The 19,831-nt window shown below is 56.2% G+C and carries 17 protein-coding genes; 8 read left to right on the top strand and 9 right to left on the bottom strand.

Annotated features, from left to right (window positions below; all coding sequences use genetic code 11):
* Positions 1-133: 133 nt before the first annotated feature.
* Positions 134-1,042, top strand: a complete 909-nt coding sequence (feaR, locus tag KCR01S_RS02940) for a transcriptional regulator FeaR (RefSeq protein ID WP_061279665.1) — start codon at positions 134-136, stop codon at positions 1,040-1,042.
* 4 nt (positions 1,043-1,046) lie between these two features.
* Here the strand turns inward: feaR and KCR01S_RS02935 are convergent, their stop codons facing one another.
* Both KCR01S_RS02935 and yncE read right to left on the bottom strand, forming a co-directional pair.
* Positions 1,047-1,268 (bottom strand): YgdI/YgdR family lipoprotein, encoded by a 222-nt coding sequence (locus tag KCR01S_RS02935; RefSeq protein ID WP_061279664.1) that lies wholly within the window; start codon positions 1,266-1,268, stop codon positions 1,047-1,049.
* A gap of 146 nt (positions 1,269-1,414) precedes the next feature.
* A complete protein-coding gene (yncE, locus tag KCR01S_RS02930; protein ID WP_061279663.1) occupies positions 1,415-2,479 on the bottom strand; it encodes a 7-bladed beta-propeller protein YncE in 1,065 nt (354 codons plus the stop codon).
* 255 nt (positions 2,480-2,734) lie between these two features.
* On the opposite strand from yncE, the gene pqqU reads away from it, so the two are divergent.
* Positions 2,735-4,846 carry a TonB-dependent receptor PqqU gene (gene pqqU, locus KCR01S_RS02925; RefSeq protein ID WP_061279662.1) on the top strand — a complete coding sequence of 704 codons (2,112 nt, stop codon included), beginning with the start codon at positions 2,735-2,737 and terminating at the stop codon, positions 4,844-4,846.
* Positions 4,847-4,897: 51 nt separating this feature from the next.
* Here the strand turns inward: pqqU and KCR01S_RS02920 are convergent, their stop codons facing one another.
* Positions 4,898-5,557: a GntR family transcriptional regulator gene (locus KCR01S_RS02920; RefSeq protein WP_061279661.1), complete on the bottom strand. Its 660-nt coding sequence runs from the start codon at positions 5,555-5,557 to the stop codon at positions 4,898-4,900.
* A gap of 188 nt (positions 5,558-5,745) precedes the next feature.
* Positions 5,746-6,318, bottom strand: coding sequence for a helix-turn-helix domain-containing protein (locus KCR01S_RS02915; protein ID WP_061279660.1), 573 nt, complete (start codon positions 6,316-6,318; stop codon positions 5,746-5,748).
* A 38-nt stretch (positions 6,319-6,356) separates the two neighbouring features.
* On the opposite strand from KCR01S_RS02915, the gene KCR01S_RS02910 reads away from it, so the two are divergent.
* Together KCR01S_RS02910 and KCR01S_RS02905 are read left to right on the top strand one after the other, a co-directional pair.
* Positions 6,357-6,875, top strand: a complete 519-nt coding sequence (locus tag KCR01S_RS02910; protein WP_061279659.1) for a GNAT family N-acetyltransferase — start codon at positions 6,357-6,359, stop codon at positions 6,873-6,875.
* Positions 6,872-7,321, top strand: a complete 450-nt coding sequence (locus KCR01S_RS02905; protein ID WP_061279658.1) for a DMT family transporter — start codon at positions 6,872-6,874, stop codon at positions 7,319-7,321. Before KCR01S_RS02910 ends, KCR01S_RS02905 begins: the two co-directional genes overlap by 4 nt.
* Positions 7,322-7,341: 20 nt before the next feature.
* Here the strand turns inward: KCR01S_RS02905 and KCR01S_RS02900 are convergent, their stop codons facing one another.
* The 4 genes from KCR01S_RS02900 to KCR01S_RS02885 form a co-directional block, all read right to left on the bottom strand.
* Entirely contained in the window at positions 7,342-7,812 is a 471-nt protein-coding gene (locus KCR01S_RS02900; RefSeq protein WP_061279657.1) for an RES family NAD+ phosphorylase, read from the bottom strand.
* Complete coding sequence (gene parS / locus KCR01S_RS02895) at positions 7,809-8,252, bottom strand: type II RES/Xre toxin-antitoxin system antitoxin (RefSeq protein ID WP_061279656.1); 444 nt, start codon at positions 8,250-8,252, stop codon at positions 7,809-7,811. The genes KCR01S_RS02900 and parS overlap by 4 nt, the downstream gene beginning before the upstream one ends.
* Positions 8,253-8,357: 105 nt before the next feature.
* Positions 8,358-8,591 (bottom strand): DUF2526 family protein, encoded by a 234-nt coding sequence (locus tag KCR01S_RS02890; protein ID WP_061279655.1) that lies wholly within the window; start codon positions 8,589-8,591, stop codon positions 8,358-8,360.
* Between the two features lie 9 nt (positions 8,592-8,600).
* The gene (locus KCR01S_RS02885; protein ID WP_061279654.1) at positions 8,601-10,199 is read right to left on the bottom strand and encodes an ABC transporter substrate-binding protein; all 1,599 of its coding nucleotides are present in this window, start codon (positions 10,197-10,199) and stop codon (positions 8,601-8,603) included.
* A gap of 262 nt (positions 10,200-10,461) precedes the next feature.
* Here KCR01S_RS02885 and KCR01S_RS02880 point away from each other — a divergent pair, with 262 nt between their 5' ends.
* From KCR01S_RS02880 to KCR01S_RS02865, 4 genes are all read left to right on the top strand, one after another.
* On the top strand, positions 10,462-11,811 hold the full coding sequence (locus KCR01S_RS02880) for an SrfA family protein (RefSeq protein WP_061279653.1): 1,350 nt from the start codon (positions 10,462-10,464) through the stop codon (positions 11,809-11,811).
* Between the two features lie 3 nt (positions 11,812-11,814).
* Positions 11,815-14,796 carry a virulence factor SrfB gene (locus KCR01S_RS02875; protein WP_061279652.1) on the top strand — a complete coding sequence of 994 codons (2,982 nt, stop codon included), beginning with the start codon at positions 11,815-11,817 and terminating at the stop codon, positions 14,794-14,796.
* Positions 14,793-16,916: a virulence factor SrfC family protein gene (locus KCR01S_RS02870; protein ID WP_061279651.1), complete on the top strand. Its 2,124-nt coding sequence runs from the start codon at positions 14,793-14,795 to the stop codon at positions 16,914-16,916. The genes KCR01S_RS02875 and KCR01S_RS02870 overlap by 4 nt, the downstream gene beginning before the upstream one ends.
* Before the next feature lie 131 nt (positions 16,917-17,047).
* Entirely contained in the window at positions 17,048-18,481 is a 1,434-nt protein-coding gene (locus tag KCR01S_RS02865; protein ID WP_061279650.1) for an aldehyde dehydrogenase, read from the top strand.
* 59 nt (positions 18,482-18,540) lie between these two features.
* On the opposite strand, the gene KCR01S_RS02860 is transcribed toward KCR01S_RS02865, so the two are convergent.
* Positions 18,541-19,773 (bottom strand): putative acyl-CoA thioester hydrolase, encoded by a 1,233-nt coding sequence (locus KCR01S_RS02860; RefSeq protein WP_061279649.1) that lies wholly within the window; start codon positions 19,771-19,773, stop codon positions 18,541-18,543.
* Positions 19,774-19,831: the final 58 nt, after the last annotated feature.

The raw sequence follows: 19,831 nt of genomic DNA, 5'->3' as shown, positions 1-19,831 counted from the left end.
GCCGCAATTCAACAGATTGCACCGTCAGAAATGTGTGGCAGGTAATAGTTCTTTCATATATTCCCGTCGCCGCCCTTGTTTACGGCAACATTAATGCAACAATAACCACACATTTTCATTGCAGAGATGGCGTATGGCAGCGGTAGACAGCGGCGAGACATATCACAACTGGCTGGCGAAGATTAATCAGGTCTGCGGGCATTTTGCCGCCCGTCCGCTGGAGGGCGATTTCCACGGTGAGATCGATACCAGCTACGCGGGCAGCCTGAAGCTCAGCACCGTCACCTCGCGTAACGTCAATCTCTATCGTACGCGCCAGGAGATCCGCGGCGGTAACGACGCCTGGTTTTACACCGTGTTTCAACTCTCCGGCCAGGCCAGCATTGAGCAAGAGGAACGTCAGGTGAATCTGGAAGCTGGCGATATGACGCTGATTGATGCTTCCCGCCCCTGTTCGATTCTCTGGCAGCAAACGTCCCGCCAGGTTTCCCTGCTGTTGCCGCGTCAGATGCTGGAAAACCAGCTGCGCGGCAGCGGTATCAGCGTTGCGACCCGCCTGGAAAAATCCCTACCGATGGTTCAGTTGAGCCAACGCCTGCTGCATGAAAGCATGAGCAGCCCGATGCTGTCGGCCAGCGAAAGCGAAGCCGCGCTGGATGCAATTGTCTGTCTTCTGCGCCCAATGTTGCACCGTCAGGAAGTGCAGCCATCACGGCGTGAGAAGCAATTTTCACGGATTATGGCGCTGATTGATGATGCTATTCAGGAAGAGCACCTGCGCCCGGAGTGGCTGGCGGGGGAAACCGGAATGTCGGTGAGAAGCCTGTACCGGCTGTTTGCTGATAAAGGTTTGGTGGTGGCGCAATACATCAAGAATCGGCGTCTGGATCTCTGTGCCCAGGCACTGCAGAGCGCGCATGATGATGAGAAACTGGCGGGAATCGGTTACCGCTGGGGATTCAGCGACCACAGCCATTTCTCGACCGCCTTCAAGCAGCGGTTCGGCATCTCGCCAGGCGAGTATCGTAAGCGCGGTCGCTAAAATATCAGTTATCTTTGATCAGCTGCGCGACGTCGCTGCTGTTAATTTCACGGGTATTGCCGTCCTGATCAACGTAACGGGTCATACCGGTCTCTTTATCGAGCTGCGGTTTACCTTCGGTGACAATCGTCTTCCCACTTTTGGTGGTCATCACGTAGTTGCTGGAACAGCCCGCGAGCGCCAGTAAGATTGCTCCCGCCCCCATCACGTATAAAGACTTTTTCATGCTCTCTCCGTTTTCTATCCACACTATCTGTATGGTTTGTTGAATGTATTGTATGCCCAATAGCGCAAAATGGGATAGATAAGGGATGTAACAGAAGATAAATCCAGAGGGTCAGGGAGACGCCGGGCGCCTCCCTGCTATGCCGATTACAGCGCGATACGAATCACGTCGTCAGGCGCGGTGGCCTCTTTTTGACGGGTGGACTCTTGTTTCACGCTGACGTACAGCGTTTTACCATCAGCAGACAGCGCAAGGCTGTTCGGGAAGGTTGGGGTCTGGATGGTTTTCGTCACCTTGTAGGACTTCGCGTCAATAACCGTCACGGTACCCGCTTTACGCTGAGTCACATAGACTTCGTCACGCGCTGGGTTAAACAGCACCGCCAGGCCTTCTTTGGTGTCGATCTTCGCCAGCACTTTGCCGTCTTTCAGGTTAACGGCCAGCACTTCCGGCTGTTTAGAGTCAGTGATGAACGCACGCTGGCCGTCTTTATCCAGGCTGATGTTCATGTAGAAGTGCTCTTTACCGTCGTCCTGCAGTTTCTGGCGAGTGACAATTTTGTTGGTCGCGGTATCGATAGTGATGAGTTCACCGTCGGCGTTGGTCACGTACAGACGCTGTTTGTCAGAATCCACCGCCAGGCCAGTACCGAAGCTGCCGGTTCCTTCAATGGTGGTCTTCAGCGCAATTTTGTCGCCATCAACCACCCACACTACGCTGCCTTCTTTGCCGATGCCGGTGATGTAAACGGTGTTGGTCTTCTCATCAACCGCCAACTGGCGCGGTTGCAGCGGCTTCACGGTCTCACTACGCTGACGGGTTTCCAGCACCAGGCGTCCTTTGACGTCGCTGGTCTTCGCATCGATAGCGGTCACCGAACCGTTAGTGGTGTTGCCAAACCACAGGGTTTGGGTTTTGCCATTGATGGTTGCGCCGAACGGCTTCAGATCGTTGTGAATAGCCTGAGTCACTTCCAGCGTCACCGGATCGAGACGATAGACCACGCCGCCTTTATCGGTTTTCCGGCTCTGTGAGGTGGCCAGCCACAGCGCGTTTTCCTGCTGGCTGTAGGCCATTTCATATGCCCCTTTACCCACCGCTTTGCGCAGCATTTCGTCTGCGGCATGTGCGCTAAAGCTCCCCGCCAGCAGAAATGCACTCAACAACAGAGAACGGCGCAGGCGTGGTGCGGACAATTGACGTAATGACATGACGACTCCCTTTGATGAACTATTTTTTTACGCTTCACATCGCTTCAGACTTCGCGGCGTCGTTGCACCGCGTTTTATAGATGCGAATAGTAATCATTAATTTATGTAAAGTGGAGCTTTTCTTAATCCTGTGTACCAAATAGTTGCCTTTTCATTACCTGTACTTAACGATTTATGCTGCTAAAGTTTTCAATATATTTACAAAAGTATTACCCTATCCGTGTTGTTCCATTTGGTACATTTTGCGAGTTTTTCATGAAAATCATTACTGTTCGCACAGCGGCGCTGCCTGCTCTGCTGTTGCCGCTTGTTTTTTCGCCACTATCCTGGGCCAATGACGAACAAACATTAATTGTCACCGCCGCGCCGCAGACCGTGTCCGAGCTGGATACCCCTGCCGCGGTGAGCGTGGTCGATGGCGAAGAGATGCGTCACGCGGCTCCGCGCGTCAATCTTTCCGAGTCGCTGGGCGCGGTACCGGGGTTACAGATTCAGAACCGGCAGAACTATGCCCAGGATTTACAGCTCTCTATCCGCGGTTTTGGTGCTCGCTCTACCTTCGGCGTGCGCGGTATTCGTATGTACGTTGACGGCATTCCGGCCACCATGCCGGACGGCCAGGGCCAAACGTCGAACATCGATATTGGCAGCGTTGAAAGTATTGATGTGCTGCGCGGCCCCTTTTCGGCTCTCTACGGCAACTCTTCCGGCGGCGTAGTGAACGTTAAAACCGAGACCGGAGAACAGCCAACAACCCTTGAAGCCAGCAGTTATTACGGCAGCTTTGGGACATGGCACTACGGCATGAAAGCCAGCGGCGCGGTAGGTGACGGGACTCAGGCCGGCGATGTCGACTATACGGTGTCAACCAATCGTTTCATCACCCGCGGTTATCGTGACCACAGTGCGGCACGCAAAAATCTCGCCAATGCCAAGCTGGGTGTTCGGATCAATGACGCCAGCAAGCTGACGTTACTGTTCAACAGCGTGGATATTAAAGCCAACGATCCGGGCGGCCTTAGCTATAACGAGATGCACCAGAACCCTCACCAGTCGCCGCGTGGCGACCAGTACAACACCCGCAAGGATGTCAAACAGACTCAAGCGGGGCTGCGCTATGAGCGCCAGCTAAGCGAGCAGGATTCACTCAGCGTAATGATGTACGCCGGTGAACGCCAAACCACCCAGTATCAGTCAATCCCCATTGGCCCGCAGCTTAAACCGACGCATGCCGGTGGTGTTATCGATCTCGATCGCCACTATCAAGGTATCGATACCCGCTGGACGCACAGCGGCGAGCTGCTGGTGCCGGTGACCTTCACCACCGGTCTTGATTACGAGACCATGAGCGAAAAACGCCATGGTTACGAAAACTTCGTGATGAACGGCAGCACGCCCGTTTATGGTGAAAAAGGCAATCTGCGCCGCAATGAACGTAATTTGATGTGGAACCTTGACCCCTATCTGCAAAGCCAATGGCAGCTGACCGACAAGCTCAGCCTCGATGCCGGCGTGCGCTACAGCTCGGTGTGGTTTGATTCCAACGACTATTATGTGACCGCCAAAAATGGTGATGACAGCGGCGATGCCAGCTACCACAAATGGCTGCCCGCCGGATCGTTAAAGTATGCGGTGACTGATGCCTGGAACGTCTACCTCTCCGCTGGACGCGGTTTTGAGACGCCGACCATTAACGAACTCTCCTACCGTTCCGGCGACCAGAGCGGGCTGAACTTCGCGCTGCAACCCGCAACTAACGATACGGTGGAAATAGGCAGCAAAACCCGCGTGGGTAACGGCCTGTTCACCGCTGCGCTGTTCCAGACCGATACCGATAACGAAATTGTCACCGACAGCAGCAGCGGCGGGCGTACCAGCTATAAAAATGCAGGGAAAACGCGCCGTCAGGGAATGGAGCTCTCGCTCGACCAGCAGTTCGCCGAAAACTGGCGCGCCAAAGCCGCCTGGACCTGGCTTGACGCCACCTATCGCAGCGACGTCTGCGGCGATGGTAGCTGTAACGGCAACCGGATCCCCGGCATCGCTCGCAATATGGGCTTTGCATCGCTGGGTTATGAACCTGAAAGCGGTTGGTACGCCGGTGCCGATGTACGCTATATGAGTGATATTATGGCTAACGACGAAAACACCGCCCGCGCGCCGTCATGGACAATTGTCGGCTTGAACAGTGGCTATAAGTTTGCGATTGGCAACTGGAGCATGGATCTGTTTGGACGCGTCGATAACCTGTTTGACCGCTCGTACGTTGGATCGGTTATCGTTAATGAATCCAACGGCCGCTACTACGAACCGGCACCCGGACGTAACTACGGCGTAGGTCTTAACGTTGCATGGCGCTTTGAATAAATGCGCTGACGTTTCCGGGGCAACCCGGAAACGTATTTTTCTTTGCCCAAATCAATGCCGATATTGCTGCTGTAAAAAAGTCGCGGACTCATCAATAATCTGGCATATCGCCGTATGGCTGGCATCAGGCTCTTTTTTTTCCAATGCTAATAATAACGGCTGATATATATTTATATGCTGAAACGTTTCTATAGAGTTCGAATATAAATAATGAAAGCTGGGGCCCGCCCTAACCCATAATTGTTCGATCATCGTCATTAAGGTTGGCATTTCTGCACAGGCATAAATTTTGAAGCGAAATTGATAATTAGCTTTCAACATTTGAGTGATATCGCCCGCAACTTTCGCCTCATGAAATAAAGTGGAAAGCGCATTCAATTCCCCTATCTCTTCAGGGGTGACTTTTGCTGAAGCCGTCGCAGTAGCCATTCCCTCCAGATTCTTACGAATCTGACTAATTTCACGGTAGCCTGAATGCGTTAATACGGGAACCATAAACGCCTGCGCCGGCGCGGCCTGAAGTGCGCCAGAAGAAACCAAACGCAGCAATGCTTCGCGCACGGGAGTAATACTGATCCCCTGACTGGCGGCTATTTCTCGCGTGACCAATCGTTCACCGGGTTTTAACGCACCGATGATGAGTGCATTCTTGATATTATTCTCTACTTGTTGCGTCAGACTGATGCGTTGTGCTTTTGCAAAATCCAGCATGTTTATTTTAACTCCACATATTATAGGCCCAGAGCCCTATAATAACTAATAGCTGGCATTCTCTTTTTTTGCTCAGGAAATACGATATATATTTTAAAATTGTTCCCTGAGTGAAATTCACCGGCCAATATTGTTAGCGAAACGATTGAGTGAGGCAGACATACTGTCTACCCCACGGTTAAAGTGAGTTATAGCGCAGCGTTGAGGCGTACAACCAGATAAACGCAAGACTGGCCGCTGTCGTTAATAAAACGACAATCGTTTGGCGGCCCAAGCTCCAGACAATCCCCTGCCCGCATGCGATGCGCCGTGGCCCCTTCCATGAACAGCAATTCCCCCTTCTGCACCCAGATCAGCTGGCGCGCCAGCGCGTAAGCTGACGCCGGCATGGGGATATCGCTGCCCGTGGGCAGTTCAATTTGCACCAAATCGATAGGCAGCTCACCGCGTGGTGAAACGTGACGGCGCAAATAATGGCTCTGCGGATCGTGCCATACCGGCTGATCGGCAAACCGCAGCAGTTTACCTTCCTGAATTTCCGCGCGGGCAATCAGCGTCGACATGCTGATGCCAAAGGCGCCGGACAGTTTGGCCAACAGCGCTGCCGTTGGGCTGCTCTCACCGCGTTCAATTTTATGGATCATCGCCCGCGAAACGTTGGCACGGTCAGCCAGATCGCTGAGCGACCAGCCCCGCGATTCACGTTCAATGCGAATTCTTGCACCGATTCGCTGATTTAGGTTGTCTTCAATAGTATTCATGTCGTAATAATATAGTGAACAACTTACAGGGTGCAACTATGTCTATTCGTTTTGCGACAAAAGAAGACTGCGCCGCGATCGCGGCCATTTATAATCATGCGGTAATCAATACGGCGGCTATCTGGAACGATAAAACCGTCGACACCGACAACCGCATCGCTTGGTTTGAAGCGCGCCAATTTGGAAACTTTCCAGTGCTGGTGAGCGAGGAAAACGGTGTTGTTACCGGTTACGCCTCCTACGGTGACTGGCGCAACTTTGACGGTTTTCGCCATACCGTAGAACACTCGGTATATATTCATCCGGAATATCAGGGGCAAGGGCTTGGTAATGTCCTGCTCGCTGCGCTTATTGAAGAGGCAAAACGTCGCGGTAAGCACGTGATGGTGGCAGGTATTGAATCACAAAACCATGCCTCTTTGCACCTGCACGCCAAACACGGCTTTGTCACTACCGGGCAGATGCCTCAGGTGGGCACCAAATTCGGCCGCTGGCTGGATCTCACCTTCATGCAGCTTCAGTTGGATAACCGCCAGGATCCGGACGGCAAGGCATGAATCAATCCCTCACGCTCACGTTCCTGATAGCCGCGGGTATTGGCCTGGTTATCCAGAACACGCTGATGGTGCGCATTACCCAGTCCGCCTCCACAATTTTGGTGGCGATGCTGCTCAATTCACTGGTGGGGATCGTACTGTTTGTGACGATTTTGCTGATTAAGCACGGACTCTCCGGCGTGAATGAACTGGTCTCCACCATCAAGTGGTGGACGCTAATTCCCGGCCTGCTGGGGTCATTTTTTGTGTTTGCCAGCATCAGCGGCTATCAGTATGTCGGGGCGGCCACCACTATTGCGGTACTGGTCGCCAGCCAGTTGATTGGCGGACTGGTGATGGATATTGTCAAAAGTCACGGCATTCCCTGGCGAGCGCTGGTGGGGCCGGTGTGCGGTGCGGTGATGTTAATCGTCGGGGCGTGGCTGGTTGCGAGACGTCAGTTTTAAGCGGTCGCTTTTTGCACCGCTCAGCCCCGCGATTTAAACAACCGATTATCAAACTCAAACGGTAATACTGATGCTTTCGCCGCAATGGCTTTAAAGGCGTGATGTTTCGGGTTGAGCAGAAAGTTGTACTCAATCGGCAGGATGGCGCTCGGCACGCCGAGTGCCACCGAGGCCCCTTCGCGGATCCAATTATCGCCTATCGCCTGCGCGGCTTTTGGTGCAGTCGGCGCGTCCCAACCGCCGGGCAGCGCGGCCGGATCAATTTGTACAATCAGGCTATCCGGCACATCAATGGCCAGCAGCGAAAAACCGCCCAGCCCGGGGAACGCATCCAGATGCACCAGCACCTCGAGGGCGGCAAGCGAAGCCGCGCCGGTGGTATACACCATCGGTGTACCTTCGCTGTTCCAGCGCCCGCCGTAGTCTCGAGCGCCGTTACCGGTCCAGGCTTCAGCGGCAAAACGGGTCTTAGTCAGCCGGTAAAGCCTCAAGAAAAGACCCCGTGCTCCAGACGATTAATTAAGCGCATCACTTCCACCGCCCCCGTCTCAGAAGCCAGCAGTTCCGCCGGTTTTTTCCAGTTGAGCCCGCGAACCGGCTTGTACAGCCAGTTTTGCGCCGCCGCTTTATCGCCTTCAAACAACTCGACGGCGCGGTCCATCACGCGGATAAAGCGCACCAGGCGCTCGCTTTGCTCAGCGTTAAAACCGCTTTTCAGGCTACGATTGAACGTGGTGCTCGGTATGCCGGTGATCTGGCGCAGTTCAACCTTCGAAATGTTCGACCACAGAATGATTCGGTCAGCTACTTCGCCGTCGAGGCCATCGTAAATTTGTTCGATAAGCTGTACGCCGTCGTCGCTTTTCAGGCCAGCGAACTGCCACAGGCGTTCTGGTGCGTGGGTGGAGGGTGCGGGGGTGTACATTTTCATCGCCAATTCTCCATTTGGTATATCGGTTTATACCATATGGTTTATATTAGCAAAGATGGACTGCCCCCTCAACCCACAGGCCGAGGAGGCGGACACGCGGTAAAATTAGAGGATCACGCCGCCCTGGCTGAGCAGTTCGCGACGCGCTTCTTCCAGCTCCTGCTGGTTTTTACCGTGATGAGCAATCGCCACGCGCAGACGCTGCTGCTGGGTAAAACGATCTTCGCGGCTTAGCGCCGCATCATCGCTTAAGACCACCAGCAGTTCATTCATATGCGTAATCACGCTCTCATCAAGCGCGGCATCAACGCGTTCGATAACCTCATCCAGATGTGACATAGTCGCTCCTTAATTAATTTTCACTTTCGAGAAATCACTGCCCATCAGGCTCACGCTATAGCCGCTGATGTTGCTGCGGGTGGCATAGAAGGTTTTGCCATTCGCCAGCGCAATCCACGGCGCCTGCTGGTAGTAGATTTCCTGCGCCTGGCCATACAGCGCGGCGCGCTTCGCCGGATCGCTGGATACCAGCGCTTTCTTCACCAGGCCATCATACTCTTTATTGCACCAGCGCGCGGCGTTGGAGCCAGATTTAATGCTGTCGCAGCCGAGCAGCGTATTCGCAAAGTTATCCGGATCGCCGTTGTCCGACATCCAGCCATACAGCGCGCTATCGTGTTCACCTTTACGCAGCCCCGTCAGGTATTCGCCCCATTCATAGCTGACGATTTTGGCTTTCACACCCACTTTAGCCCAGTCATTCTGAATCATCTCAGCGATGCGACGTGAGTTCGGGTTGTAGGGACGCTGTACCGGCATCGACCACAGCGTCACGTCAACGCCCTTCTCAAGCCCAGCCTGTTTTAATAAAGCCTTGGCTTTTTCCGGGTTGTAGCTGTAGTCCTGGAGATCTTTTTTGTAGCCCATCATATTCGGCGGAATGGGTGATTTCGCGACCGTACCGGAGCCCATAAATACCGCGTTGACGATAGCCTGCTTATCGGTGGCGTAGTTCAGCGCCTGGCGCACCAGCACGTTATCAAACGGTTTTTTCTCGGTGTTAAACGCCAGATAGCCGACGTTCAGCGCTTCAACCGCATGCAGCGCCAGATCGTGATTACCTTTGATCACATCAAACTGGACCGGCGAAGGCGCCGGGATAATCTGGCATTCATTAGTTTGCAGTTTTGCCAGCCGCGTTTCGACATTCGGCGTAATGGAGAAGATCAGGTGTTTGGTGGGTACCGGGCCGTCCCAGTAGTTTGGGTTTGCCAGATAGCGGATCTGCGAATCGACTTTGTACTGTTGCAGTACGTAAGGTCCGGTCCCAATCGGCCAGTTATCGACGTTTTCCGGCGTGCCTTTTTTCAGCATCGCATCAGCATATTCTGCCGAAAGAATCGACGCGAAATCCATCCCCCAGTCGGCAAGGAACGCCGCGTTTGGTTCGTTCAACACAAACTGCACGTGATAATCATCGACCTTCTTCACTGCTTTAATCAGCTTATCGAGGCCCACGTCGCTGAAGTATTCATAGTTACCCTGCGAGACGTTGTGATACGGATGATCTTTATCCTTTTGGCGCAGGACGGAGAAAATCACGTCGTCGGCGTTAAAGTCGCGAGTGGGTTTGAAGAATTTATTACTGTTGAACTTCACGCCCTGGCGCAACGTAAAGGTATAGGTCAGGCCGTCAGGTGAAATCGTCCAGTCGGTTGCCAGCGATGGCACCGGGGTGTTTTTGACCGGATCAAAGTTGATCAGACGGTTGTACAGCACCTGTGAACTGGCCACAAAACTCGGGCCGGAGCTGGCGATTTGCGGGTTAAAGGATTCCGGTGAGGCTTCGGAGCAGTAGATCAGCGTGTCGTTGTTTGCCGCCCAAGCGGCGCTTGCCGGTAAAAGTGCGCTGAGTGCTAGCGCCAGGAGCGTTTTCCCTGTGGTCATGGTTATATGCCTTTCAATTTTATTATAAGCGAGGACGCTCTAATAACAGCACAGCGCCAGATAACTGGCAAATAACCAATTTGTCTCAGGTTATGCTGAATAACCTTTTTTTGTTGGTTTCTTCATCGGTTAATCATCAGATTTAACTTAAGTAAAAACATTCAATGCCACGAGAATTACCCTATTTACCCCTCTCTTTCACCGTTTGTTGCATTTCGCTTTGCGTAAAGTAATGGCGTGAAGAAGTCTATGGGACAGGAACGTGGCAAAAACTCTTTTACGCAGTGGAAGTCTTGATGATTTCCAGGCCGTAGGCGGCGGCGGACAAACCGTATTTCATTCCGCATTACAGGTGCGGGAAACGCTGCGTTTACGCAAGCAATACGCCTTAGCGGATTGCCTGGCGGTACCGCAGTTGAACGACGAAGGCGACCGGGTTGACTGGTATTCACCGGTGGCCGGCGAAGTGATCGGCTGGAAAGCGGCGGACGAAACGCAGCGCACTCGCGCGCTGCACTATTTGGAAGGCTTGCAGGATAGCGCCCGCACCCTCAGTAAGAAATGCCTGCAATCGGAGAAGACCGCGCAACAGTTATTCGGTGCCCTGCTCGAAAAATCCCTGCAGTTTCCCGGCGAGAACCATCTTTTTCTCGTCGAGGGTAAACCGGTCATTAGCTTTTGGGGGTTTGTAAACCTGAATGAAGGTGCGCGCGAGGACGTTCTCGACTGCCTGCGTTACGTCGAGCCCGAACTGCCGGAAGAACCGCTTAACGTTGAAATTCCGCAGGTGGAAGAAACCGATGTTCCTGCGGTGACCTTCAGCGAAGCCGATGCACCGTTGCTCAGCCCCCAAGAGCCGTTACTCCATGCCTACGCGCTGCCGGACGAGACCGATGAAGCGGCGAACGACGAGCCTGCCGCGGTTAAAGAAACCGTTGTTGCTGAGGCCGTCACCGTGAAAACGCGCCGGTCACGCTGGGTGTGGGCCGCTCCGCTGGCAGCTGCGGTGGCCGCCGTGGCTATTGCCGTGCCGCTGATGATCCCATCAACACAGGCTGAGTCCGAGCCGGTATTACAAACCGCAGCGGCGCCTGCTGCTGAGCCGGTCGTGGTTAAAGCCCCGGAGATGCCGGTATTAGTGACCGCCCTGCCGCTGCATCAGGCCAGCGTCAAACCAGAGCCCGTTGTTAAGCCGGAGGAAAAACCGCCGGTCATTGCCGCCATCCCGAAAGATGCGCTGGTGATGGATGCCGACCAGATGCGCGTAGGGACGACCCGTTTCCTGAACGGCAACTGGCGCGTACAAATGGATATCAACGATGCCCACAGCGGAAAAGCACCGAATTTGCGTTACCAAATTCAAAACAATAAAGGCACCGCTCGCGTCGTTCGCGACGGCAATATCGTCTGCAAAGCGGCAATCTTCTCCGGACTGCATCAAAACGGCGAACTGATGATTAAGAGCCGCGGCAACGCCCAATGCAGCGATGGCGCGCGCTATCCGCTGCCTGAAATTAGCTGTAAACCCGGTAACAGCAATGTGGCTATCTGTACCGCACGGTTTGACGCCAAAACGGTTGTGCCATTGACCTTTAAAAAGACCGGAGCCTAAACCATGCTGGTGACACTTTGCGATTACAAACAAAGCGTGACGCTGATTGCCAATAGCGGCGTCCAGTTCCTTGACTTCGGCCTCAGCCCGCAGGAGTCGCTGCAAAACGGCCGCTTCGTGCGTAAAACCGCCAACGGCCCGCTGCTGCGTCTCGACTATGACGTGGTTAATCAGCGCCACACGCTGCCAGGCGAGCCGGGACGCCCGCCGGAAGTCGTAAAACCCGAATCCACCCTGCCGCTACACCACTCGCTGACCTTATTAGACGGCGTGTGGCTGCCGCTGCCATTTTTACGTTTTAACCCGCCGCGAACCTTCGTCGAAGGCCCGGATAACTGGGCGCGGGTGCAGATCCGCAAGCTTGCCGAACCGGATAGCGCGGGCAATACTCACCGCGTGACGCTGGCCTTTGACAGCCAGATCAGCGACGACGCCGCCACGGCGCTGTCGCCGGTGGCTAACGATCTGCTAAACGGCACCCGTTTTGCGCTGGCCTGGCGCGACAATGAGCTGGCGGATTTTCTCGACCAGACCTGGATTGATGGCTGGCTGCGCGAAGTTTTCCAGCAAACGGTGGCGGCACACGAAACCCGCAGCGAGCGCGACGTTGCACAGGCGCTGCGCAGCTTTGAATATCAGGGCCACTGGCTGAATATTCTGGCGCTGCTGGGCGAACAGCTTACGGTGCCGGAGATCAAAATCGTCACCGCTACGCTCAGCACCCCGGCAATCCCGGTGGACTTGATTCTGGACGTCGGAAACACCCACACCTGCGGCGTTATTATTGAAGATCACGGCGACGCCAACGACGGGCTGCGCCAGACCGCCGAGCTGCAGGTCCGTTCCCTAAGCGAACCGCAGTACCTAAACGAACCTCTGTTTACCAGCCGCGTCGAGTTCTCCGAATCACGCTTTGGCAAACAGCATTTCTCCGTCGAAAGCGGCCGTGAAGATGCCTTTATCTGGCCATCTTTGGTCCGCGTGGGTGATGAGGCGCGTAAGCTGGCGATGCAGCGTTTGGGCACCGAGGGCTACAGCGGTATCTCTAGTCCACGCCGCTATCTGTGGGATGAAACCCCCACCGTACAGGACTGGCGATTCAGCCAGATGAATGGCAAAACGCAGCGCGAACCGCTGGCCACCGCCTTCCCGCTGATGAATCTGATGAACGATGAGGGGCAGCCGCTGTTTACCCTGCCGCCTGACGAAAGAATGCCGGTCTTCTCACCGCAGTACAGCCGCAGCACTCTGATGACCCATATGCTGTGCGAAATCCTGTCACAGGCACTGGGGCAGATCAACAGCGTTGCCACTCGCCTACGTTTGGGCTTCCCTGCCTCTCCGCGCCAACTGCGTACGCTGATCCTCACGCTGCCGTCAGCCATGCCAAAACAGGAACGTGAGATCTTCCGTCGCCGTATGTTCGAAGCCATCGCGCTGGTGTGGAAAGCCATGGGCTGGCACCCGCAGGACGATGATTTTGCCAGCGTACGCCTCCAGGAAAAAAGCGTAGTGCCGATCCCGAAAATTCATATGGAATGGGACGAAGCCAGCTGCGGTCAACTGGTGTGGTTGTATAACGAAGCCATCTCCCACTTTGCGGGCCAGACCGAGGCGCTATTCGCCTCCATGGCGCGACCGGATCGCCAGCCGGAGCCGGGCGAGGCCCCAGGGCGCGCGCTCCGTATCGCCTCACTGGATCTGGGCGGTGGTACCACCGATATGGCGATTGCGCAGTATCAACTGGACGATGGCATTGGCGGCAACGTCAAAATCACTCCGCAGCTGTTATTCCGCGAAGGGTTTAAGATAGCCGGTGACGACGTGCTGCTGGATATTATTCAGCGCTGCGTGCTGCCTGCGTTGCAAACCCAGCTGCAAAAATCCGGCGTGAACGATGCTCAAGCCCTGATGGCGACGCTGTTTGGCGACTCCGGACGATTGGACACGCAGGCGGTATTGCGCCAGCAAACCACGCTCCAGCTATTCATGCCTATTGGCCACGCCATTCTCGCTGCCTGGGAGCAATGTGACGTTCAGGATCCGTTGGCCGGGCTGCATGCCACCTTTGGTGAACTGCTGCCGCAAACACCAACCCGTAATGTGATGAACTACGTCGGTCAGGCTATTGAGCATGCGCTACCGGCGGGCAGCGCGTCGTTTGATCTGCTGGCAGTGCCGTTGGAAGTGAATTTTAGAGGGCTACAGCAGGCAATGCTGGCGGGTGAATTTACGCTTGCCGGGCCGCTGCACGCGCTGTGTGAGGCCATCTCTCACTACGCCTGCGACGTGCTGTTGGTGACTGGGCGCCCGGGCTGTCTGCCCGGCGTTCAGGCACTGATCCGCTACCTCCAGCCGGTGCCAGTGAACCGCATGGTCTGGCTGGATAAATACCATGTTCACGAGTGGTATCCGTTCAGCCAGCAAGGGCGTATCGGCAACCCGAAATCCACTGCTGCGGTCGGTGCGATGCTGTGTAGCCTGGCGCTGGATCTGCGGTTGCCGCACTTTAACTTTAAGGCGGCGGATATTGGCGCTTATTCCACCGTGCGCTATTTGGGCGTACTGGATAAAACCGTCAACACGCTGCGTGACGAGAACATCTGGTATCACGATCTCGATCTCGATAAGCCAGGCGCCAAGCTCGACGCTCGCCTGCATTTCCCACTGCGCGGCAACGTGACGCTCGGTTTCCGCCAATTGGCAAATACCCGCTGGCCTGCCACGCCGCTGTATACGCTGAGCATTAATTCACCGGAGCTGGCGAAAGCCATTGCCGGTGACGGTGTACTTCAGGTGCGCCTGAAGCTAGAGGGTGGCAGCAAACACGAAGCGCCGCAGGCCTTTGTCCTCAGCGACGCCTGGCTGCAGGACGGTACGCCGGTATCGCCGGATGCCCTGACGCTGAAACTGAACACTCTGGCTGACCGCCGTCACAGCGGCAGCCACTACTGGATTGATAGCGGGAGTGTATTCCTGAAATGACCTCTGTACAGAACGTAATGGAATGGCTCAACGTCACCCGACAAACCCATTCCGCGCTGGATGAAGACGCCGACGCGCTGCTCACGCGTCTCCTGGGTCTCGACGCCCAACAGCAAACCCACCAATTGGCCAGCCAGCGCCGCGCCAGCATCGCCCTTTTTGGCCATTCGCAGGCGTCAAAAGCCCATTTACTGCGCACGCTGTGCGGCAGCGGCGATGGCCGTTTGGCGGTCCAGGCGGGCAGTAAAACGCTCGACTACTTCAGCCATATCAATCCCGGTCACAGCCTGACGCAAATGGCGGTGCGCTTTAGTCGCGACCCGGCTACGCCTGACGATGCGTTCCCGCTGCGCCTGATGCTGATGAGTGAAGCCGAACTGGTGCAGCTGTTTATCTCTCACGCTATACAGCGCGGCGATGTCCGTGCACCGGACGCTAGCGTGATTGCTCAGCGTCTGCGCGGCTGGCAAAGTCTGCGTCAACCGCAGCCGGTTCCTGGCATTACCCGCGCTGAAATTGCTGCCATTGCGCGTTTCTGGCGCGATACGCTACCGACGTCATACCAGCAAATTGACGATGCGCTGTGGTATCAGTTCGCCCACCTGCTGCCGTCGCTCGATCTGACCGCCCGCGCCCGTGCCTGGTCGCTGCTGTGGGGTGAACAGCAGGAACTGACGCAACAATGGCTGAAGCTGGCGCATACCTTGCACCAGTTGGGCAATCGCCGGGCAGTGATGGCGCCGCTGAGTTTGTTGGTGGATGCCTTTACTCTGCCGATGGATGCTTTTTTGACACCCGGCGGTGAGAGTGAAGACGCCGTATTGGTGCACCCACTCACGGCAGAAGGCTATCAGAACGCGGTCAGCATTCCGGCGACCACTCTGGCGCTGTTGACCGTTGAGCTGGTGTTGAGCACTGAAAACGGCGTGCTGGATAACGTGGATATCCTTGATATTCCCGTGCCGCAAACCACGAGCGAATCGCCGCTGTGGGCCTGCAAGTGCCGCTGGCTGCTTGATCACTTTCGCCAGCAACGTCAGCCAGATATTCTGCTGGTGTGTAACGCCACGGCCCAGCGCGCGATGATCCCCGCCACCGCCAAAGCGCTGCTGCGCTGGGTGAATGAAACCCAGCCTGCGCAGGAAAACAAGCTACCGGGCCTGGTGTGGGCTATCACTCCGGAAGATGATCGTTTTGTGCATCAGCGTCATTTTGATGAAGCCATTCAGCAGTTGGTGGGTAAACCCGGTCAGCACTGGGGGACGCTGCAGGCGCTGGATCACAGCAGCCTACAGCGCCTCGTCGAGTGGCTATCGCAGGCCACCTTACCTGAACTGCGCCAGCGTCGGTTTACGGCGATTGCCAGCGGCTATCAACAGCAACTCCAGGCGCTGTGCCAGCCGTTGTTAGCCACCACGGAAAACCACGCCGCGCAGGCGCAAACCGCTATCCGTGAACTGCAAACCCATGCATCACACCACGGTGAGCTGCTGGAAAGTCTGCTGCCCGACCTGGCCGCTTTTGATGCATTGTGCCAGGTGCAGCAGCAGCGCGAAGAGAAAGTCAGCGGGCTGTTTACCGAGGTGGTCGATCTTTTCGCCGCACCTGAAACGCCCCAGCAGAGCGCGCAGTTCCATCAGGATCAGGGTTCTCAAGCCTATGCCCTGTGGTGCAAACATTTGCGCCAGTGGAGCCGTCAGCCGCATGCGGTACTGACGCCAGCCACCCAGCAACAGCTGACCCTGACCCTTATTGCAGCCAGTCAGCGAATGGCGTTAGCCCAGAAGCTTCGCCGGGTCAGCGCCGAGCAGCAGGCGGGGGCCGCCCAACTGCGTGCCACCCTCGGCGATTTCATCAATTGGCTGGGGTACGCTGAGCTACCCGCCGATCGTCGTCCTGCCAGCCGCGTCGTTAAAGACAGCGCGATTTTCGCGCACAGCGCAGCCGCCAGCAGCGCGCGCTTAACGCAGTTGGGTGAACAGCCGGTGCATGCGGCGACGCGCTATGTCTACGACTGGCTGGTGGCGCTGTATGCCCGCAGCACCGAAGCGGGTGAAGAGATGAATCTGCTGCAATTAGATCCGCACGCACAGCGCCAACTGCAGTCACTGCTCCAGTAACCCTCGGCGGCACAAGGATGTGAACCGCTCCCGGAATTTCAAAAAAAGCGTGCGAAATCTGCGTCATGGATGTTCAGCTATGACGCACCTCTTTACACTCGATCCGTTACCCGAATCAATAAGAGGTTTCCATGACACTCACCTGCACCCTATTCATTAATGGCGAAGCCTGCGCGGCCGCCAACGCGGAGACGTTTACCCGCGCCAATCCCGTCACCGGCGAGACCGCCACGCGCGCTCCTGCTGCAACCCTTACCGATGCGCTGCGCACCGCCGATGCGGCCACCGCGGCGTTTCCACAGTGGCGCGACACGCCACCCGGCGAACGTCGACGACTGCTGTTAGCCGCCGCCGAACAGCTGGAACAACGTCACGACCAATTTGTAGCCGCCATGAATGCCGAAACCGGCGCCACGCCCCACTGGGCTGGGTTTAACGTGCATCTCGGCGCCGATATTTTGCGTGAGGCCGCCGCGCTCACCACGCAAATCGAAGGCCAGGTGATCCCATCGAATATTCCGGGAAATCTCGCCATGGCCACTCGCCAGGGTGCAGGAGTGGTGCTCGGGATGGCGCCGTGGAATGCGCCGATTATTCTGGCCGTTCGTGCCATCGCCACCCCGCTGGCCTGCGGTAATACGGTGATCCTCAAAGGCTCTGAACTGTCGCCTGCCACTCAGGGGCTGATTATCGAAGCACTGGCCGCTGCGGGTTTACCAAACGGCGTGGTGAACTATCTTTCCTGTGCAGCACAGGACGCGCCGGCGCTGGTTGAGGCGCTGATCGCACATCCTGGCGTCCGGCGCATTAATTTCACCGGTTCCACGCCCGTCGGGCGCATTATTGCCCAGACCTGCGCGAAGCATCTCAAACCGGTGGTGCTGGAACTCGGCGGCAAAGCGCCGCTGCTGGTGCTGGACGACGCCGATATCGAACAGGCTGCGGCTGGCGCAACCTTTGGCGCGTTCGCCAATGCCGGGCAGATTTGTATGTCCACCGAACGCATTATCGTTGATGACGCCATCGCTGAGCCGTTTATCGCCGCTTTAGTGAAACGGGTGAATGGCCTACCTGCAGGTCTGCTAGGGTCGGTGGTGGATAACAAAACCGTTGAACGCTGCAACGCGCTGATTGATGATGCCCTAGCGAAAGGCGCCACGCTGCTTACCGGCGGCAAGGCCAACTCGACGATGATGACCGCGACCTTGCTGGCGGACGTCACACCGGAGATGCGCATCTGGAGCGAAGAGTCGTTTGGCCCGGTGAAGGCCGTGATCCGCGCGCGCGATGAGCAACACGCGTTGTACATCGCCAATGACAGCGCTTACGGTTTATCTTCGGCGGTCTACAGTCGTGATACCGCCCGCGCCTGGAACGTCGCGCAAAATCTGCAAACCGGCATTTGCCACATCAACGGCCCGACGGTGCATGACGAAGCGCAGATGCCGTTTGGCGGCACGAAAGATTCCGGCTACGGGCGCTTTGGCGGACGTGCGGGCATTCATGAGTTTACCGAACTGCGCTGGGTAACTCTGCAGACCACCCCACGGGCGCTGCCGTTTTAACCCTAATCACCTGACCGAGCGACGACTTCTGCGGCCGGTCAGGTAATAGGTTTACCGCATCACCGTTCCCACAGGCGGTTGTACTGTACATCGTTCAACTGCCGCGATGGACTGGCATTCCCCTTAAACGGCCTTGCGGTGGTCGCGGCCGCGCCCCACGGCGACAGGCTGTCATAGCCGCTGTCGATAGCGCTATTCATAATTAACACCTGCCCGTTCGCCGTTTTGCCCGGCACATATCCCGTTTTTCCGGCCCCTTGATCCCAGGCCCGCCCCAGCTTGGCTTTAAACGTTCCTTTATAGCCATCGTCAGTGGTGAAACGACTGTTTTTCACCAGGAAACCGTACGGGTTATCCGGCAAGGTATTCGGCGCTAGCACGTAGGCCTCTGGAGATTGGCGACTGGAAACCGTATGGAAATGCACGCCCTCAAACACCGTATTGGCTCGGCCAAAAACGTAATCGACATCGCCTTCGATATAGCTGTCTTTGACATAAACGCGGTTAATTCTGTCGGTTAGCGCATCGTTGCGACGGTTACTGACGTTGAGATACAGCGTATCCTGCCGCCCCAGTAGGCGGACGTTTTGCAGTTGGATACGATCGCCGTCGGTGCGCAGCGCCACGCCCTGATGAGTCCCGCCGTCTACAGTGTCGAGCAGGCTGTTGGCGATGGTCAAATTCACCAGTTGGAGATCGTTGCTCTGCGACCAGAATACCGCGGCGCAGTTGGTGCCAATAAGCGCCGTGGTTTTCCCGGCGCACAACGCGTATTGATAATAGGCCGGTGAATGCGGCGGATAGTCATCGGCATTCACCGTCTGGCGGTACTGCGCGGGGCTAAACTGGGAATCCAGCGCCAGCTCAATGCGCACCGCGTCCGGCTGTTTACCCATGCCAAAAATCGTGATGGGCGGAGCATCATCGGGGATATACACCGTACCGGTATACACCCCCGGCTCAAGACGAATGTAAATCCGCTCGGAACCCTGATGCTGGGCTATAGCAGCATCAACCGCCTGCTGAACGCGCGTGAAGGGGGCTCCGCTGGCGGCCACGCGCCACGGCGTCGCAATATCGGTAAGGTTGATGTCGCTGGGCTGCCATGCGCCCTGCGGCTGGCTCCGAAGGCCGCCCTGCGCAAAGTAGTTTTCTGCGGTGTAAGGGGCCGCTTCCTGCGAGGTCAACAGCGGCCTGGTGGCCGTGCCTGTCGACAACGGTGCCGCGCAGCCCTGGAGCACCAGCGGCATACAGAGCAGCGTCGACATGCCCAGATAAGGTATTCTTGTCATCGGTTCTCCATCACTTGCATGAAATAGAAACTGAGAACCGATAATAATGGAACTGCAT

It is taken from the genome of Kluyvera cryocrescens NBRC 102467, assembly GCF_001571285.1.
Taxonomy (GTDB): domain Bacteria; phylum Pseudomonadota; class Gammaproteobacteria; order Enterobacterales; family Enterobacteriaceae; genus Kluyvera; species Kluyvera cryocrescens.
This window is presented reverse-complemented; position numbering and strand designations above follow the sequence as displayed.

What these genes read in the sequence shown, in the direction of transcription:
- feaR (WP_061279665.1), top strand. Translation starts at nt 134, where the DNA reads ATGGCAGCGGTAGACAGCGGCGAGACATATCACAACTGGCTGGCGAAG.
- KCR01S_RS02935 (WP_061279664.1), bottom strand. Translation starts at nt 1,268, where the DNA reads ATGAAAAAGTCTTTATACGTGATGGGGGCGGGAGCAATCTTACTGGCG.
- yncE (WP_061279663.1), bottom strand. Translation starts at nt 2,479, where the DNA reads ATGTCATTACGTCAATTGTCCGCACCACGCCTGCGCCGTTCTCTGTTG.
- pqqU (WP_061279662.1), top strand. Translation starts at nt 2,735, where the DNA reads ATGAAAATCATTACTGTTCGCACAGCGGCGCTGCCTGCTCTGCTGTTG.
- KCR01S_RS02920 (WP_061279661.1), bottom strand. Translation starts at nt 5,557, where the DNA reads ATGCTGGATTTTGCAAAAGCACAACGCATCAGTCTGACGCAACAAGTA.
- KCR01S_RS02915 (WP_061279660.1), bottom strand. Translation starts at nt 6,318, where the DNA reads ATGAATACTATTGAAGACAACCTAAATCAGCGAATCGGTGCAAGAATT.
- KCR01S_RS02910 (WP_061279659.1), top strand. Translation starts at nt 6,357, where the DNA reads ATGTCTATTCGTTTTGCGACAAAAGAAGACTGCGCCGCGATCGCGGCC.
- KCR01S_RS02905 (WP_061279658.1), top strand. Translation starts at nt 6,872, where the DNA reads ATGAATCAATCCCTCACGCTCACGTTCCTGATAGCCGCGGGTATTGGC.
- parS (WP_061279656.1), bottom strand. Translation starts at nt 8,252, where the DNA reads ATGAAAATGTACACCCCCGCACCCTCCACCCACGCACCAGAACGCCTG.
- KCR01S_RS02890 (WP_061279655.1), bottom strand. Translation starts at nt 8,591, where the DNA reads ATGTCACATCTGGATGAGGTTATCGAACGCGTTGATGCCGCGCTTGAT.
- KCR01S_RS02885 (WP_061279654.1), bottom strand. Translation starts at nt 10,199, where the DNA reads ATGACCACAGGGAAAACGCTCCTGGCGCTAGCACTCAGCGCACTTTTA.
- KCR01S_RS02875 (WP_061279652.1), top strand. Translation starts at nt 11,815, where the DNA reads ATGCTGGTGACACTTTGCGATTACAAACAAAGCGTGACGCTGATTGCC.
- KCR01S_RS02870 (WP_061279651.1), top strand. Translation starts at nt 14,793, where the DNA reads ATGACCTCTGTACAGAACGTAATGGAATGGCTCAACGTCACCCGACAA.
- KCR01S_RS02865 (WP_061279650.1), top strand. Translation starts at nt 17,048, where the DNA reads ATGACACTCACCTGCACCCTATTCATTAATGGCGAAGCCTGCGCGGCC.
- KCR01S_RS02860 (WP_061279649.1), bottom strand. Translation starts at nt 19,773, where the DNA reads ATGACAAGAATACCTTATCTGGGCATGTCGACGCTGCTCTGTATGCCG.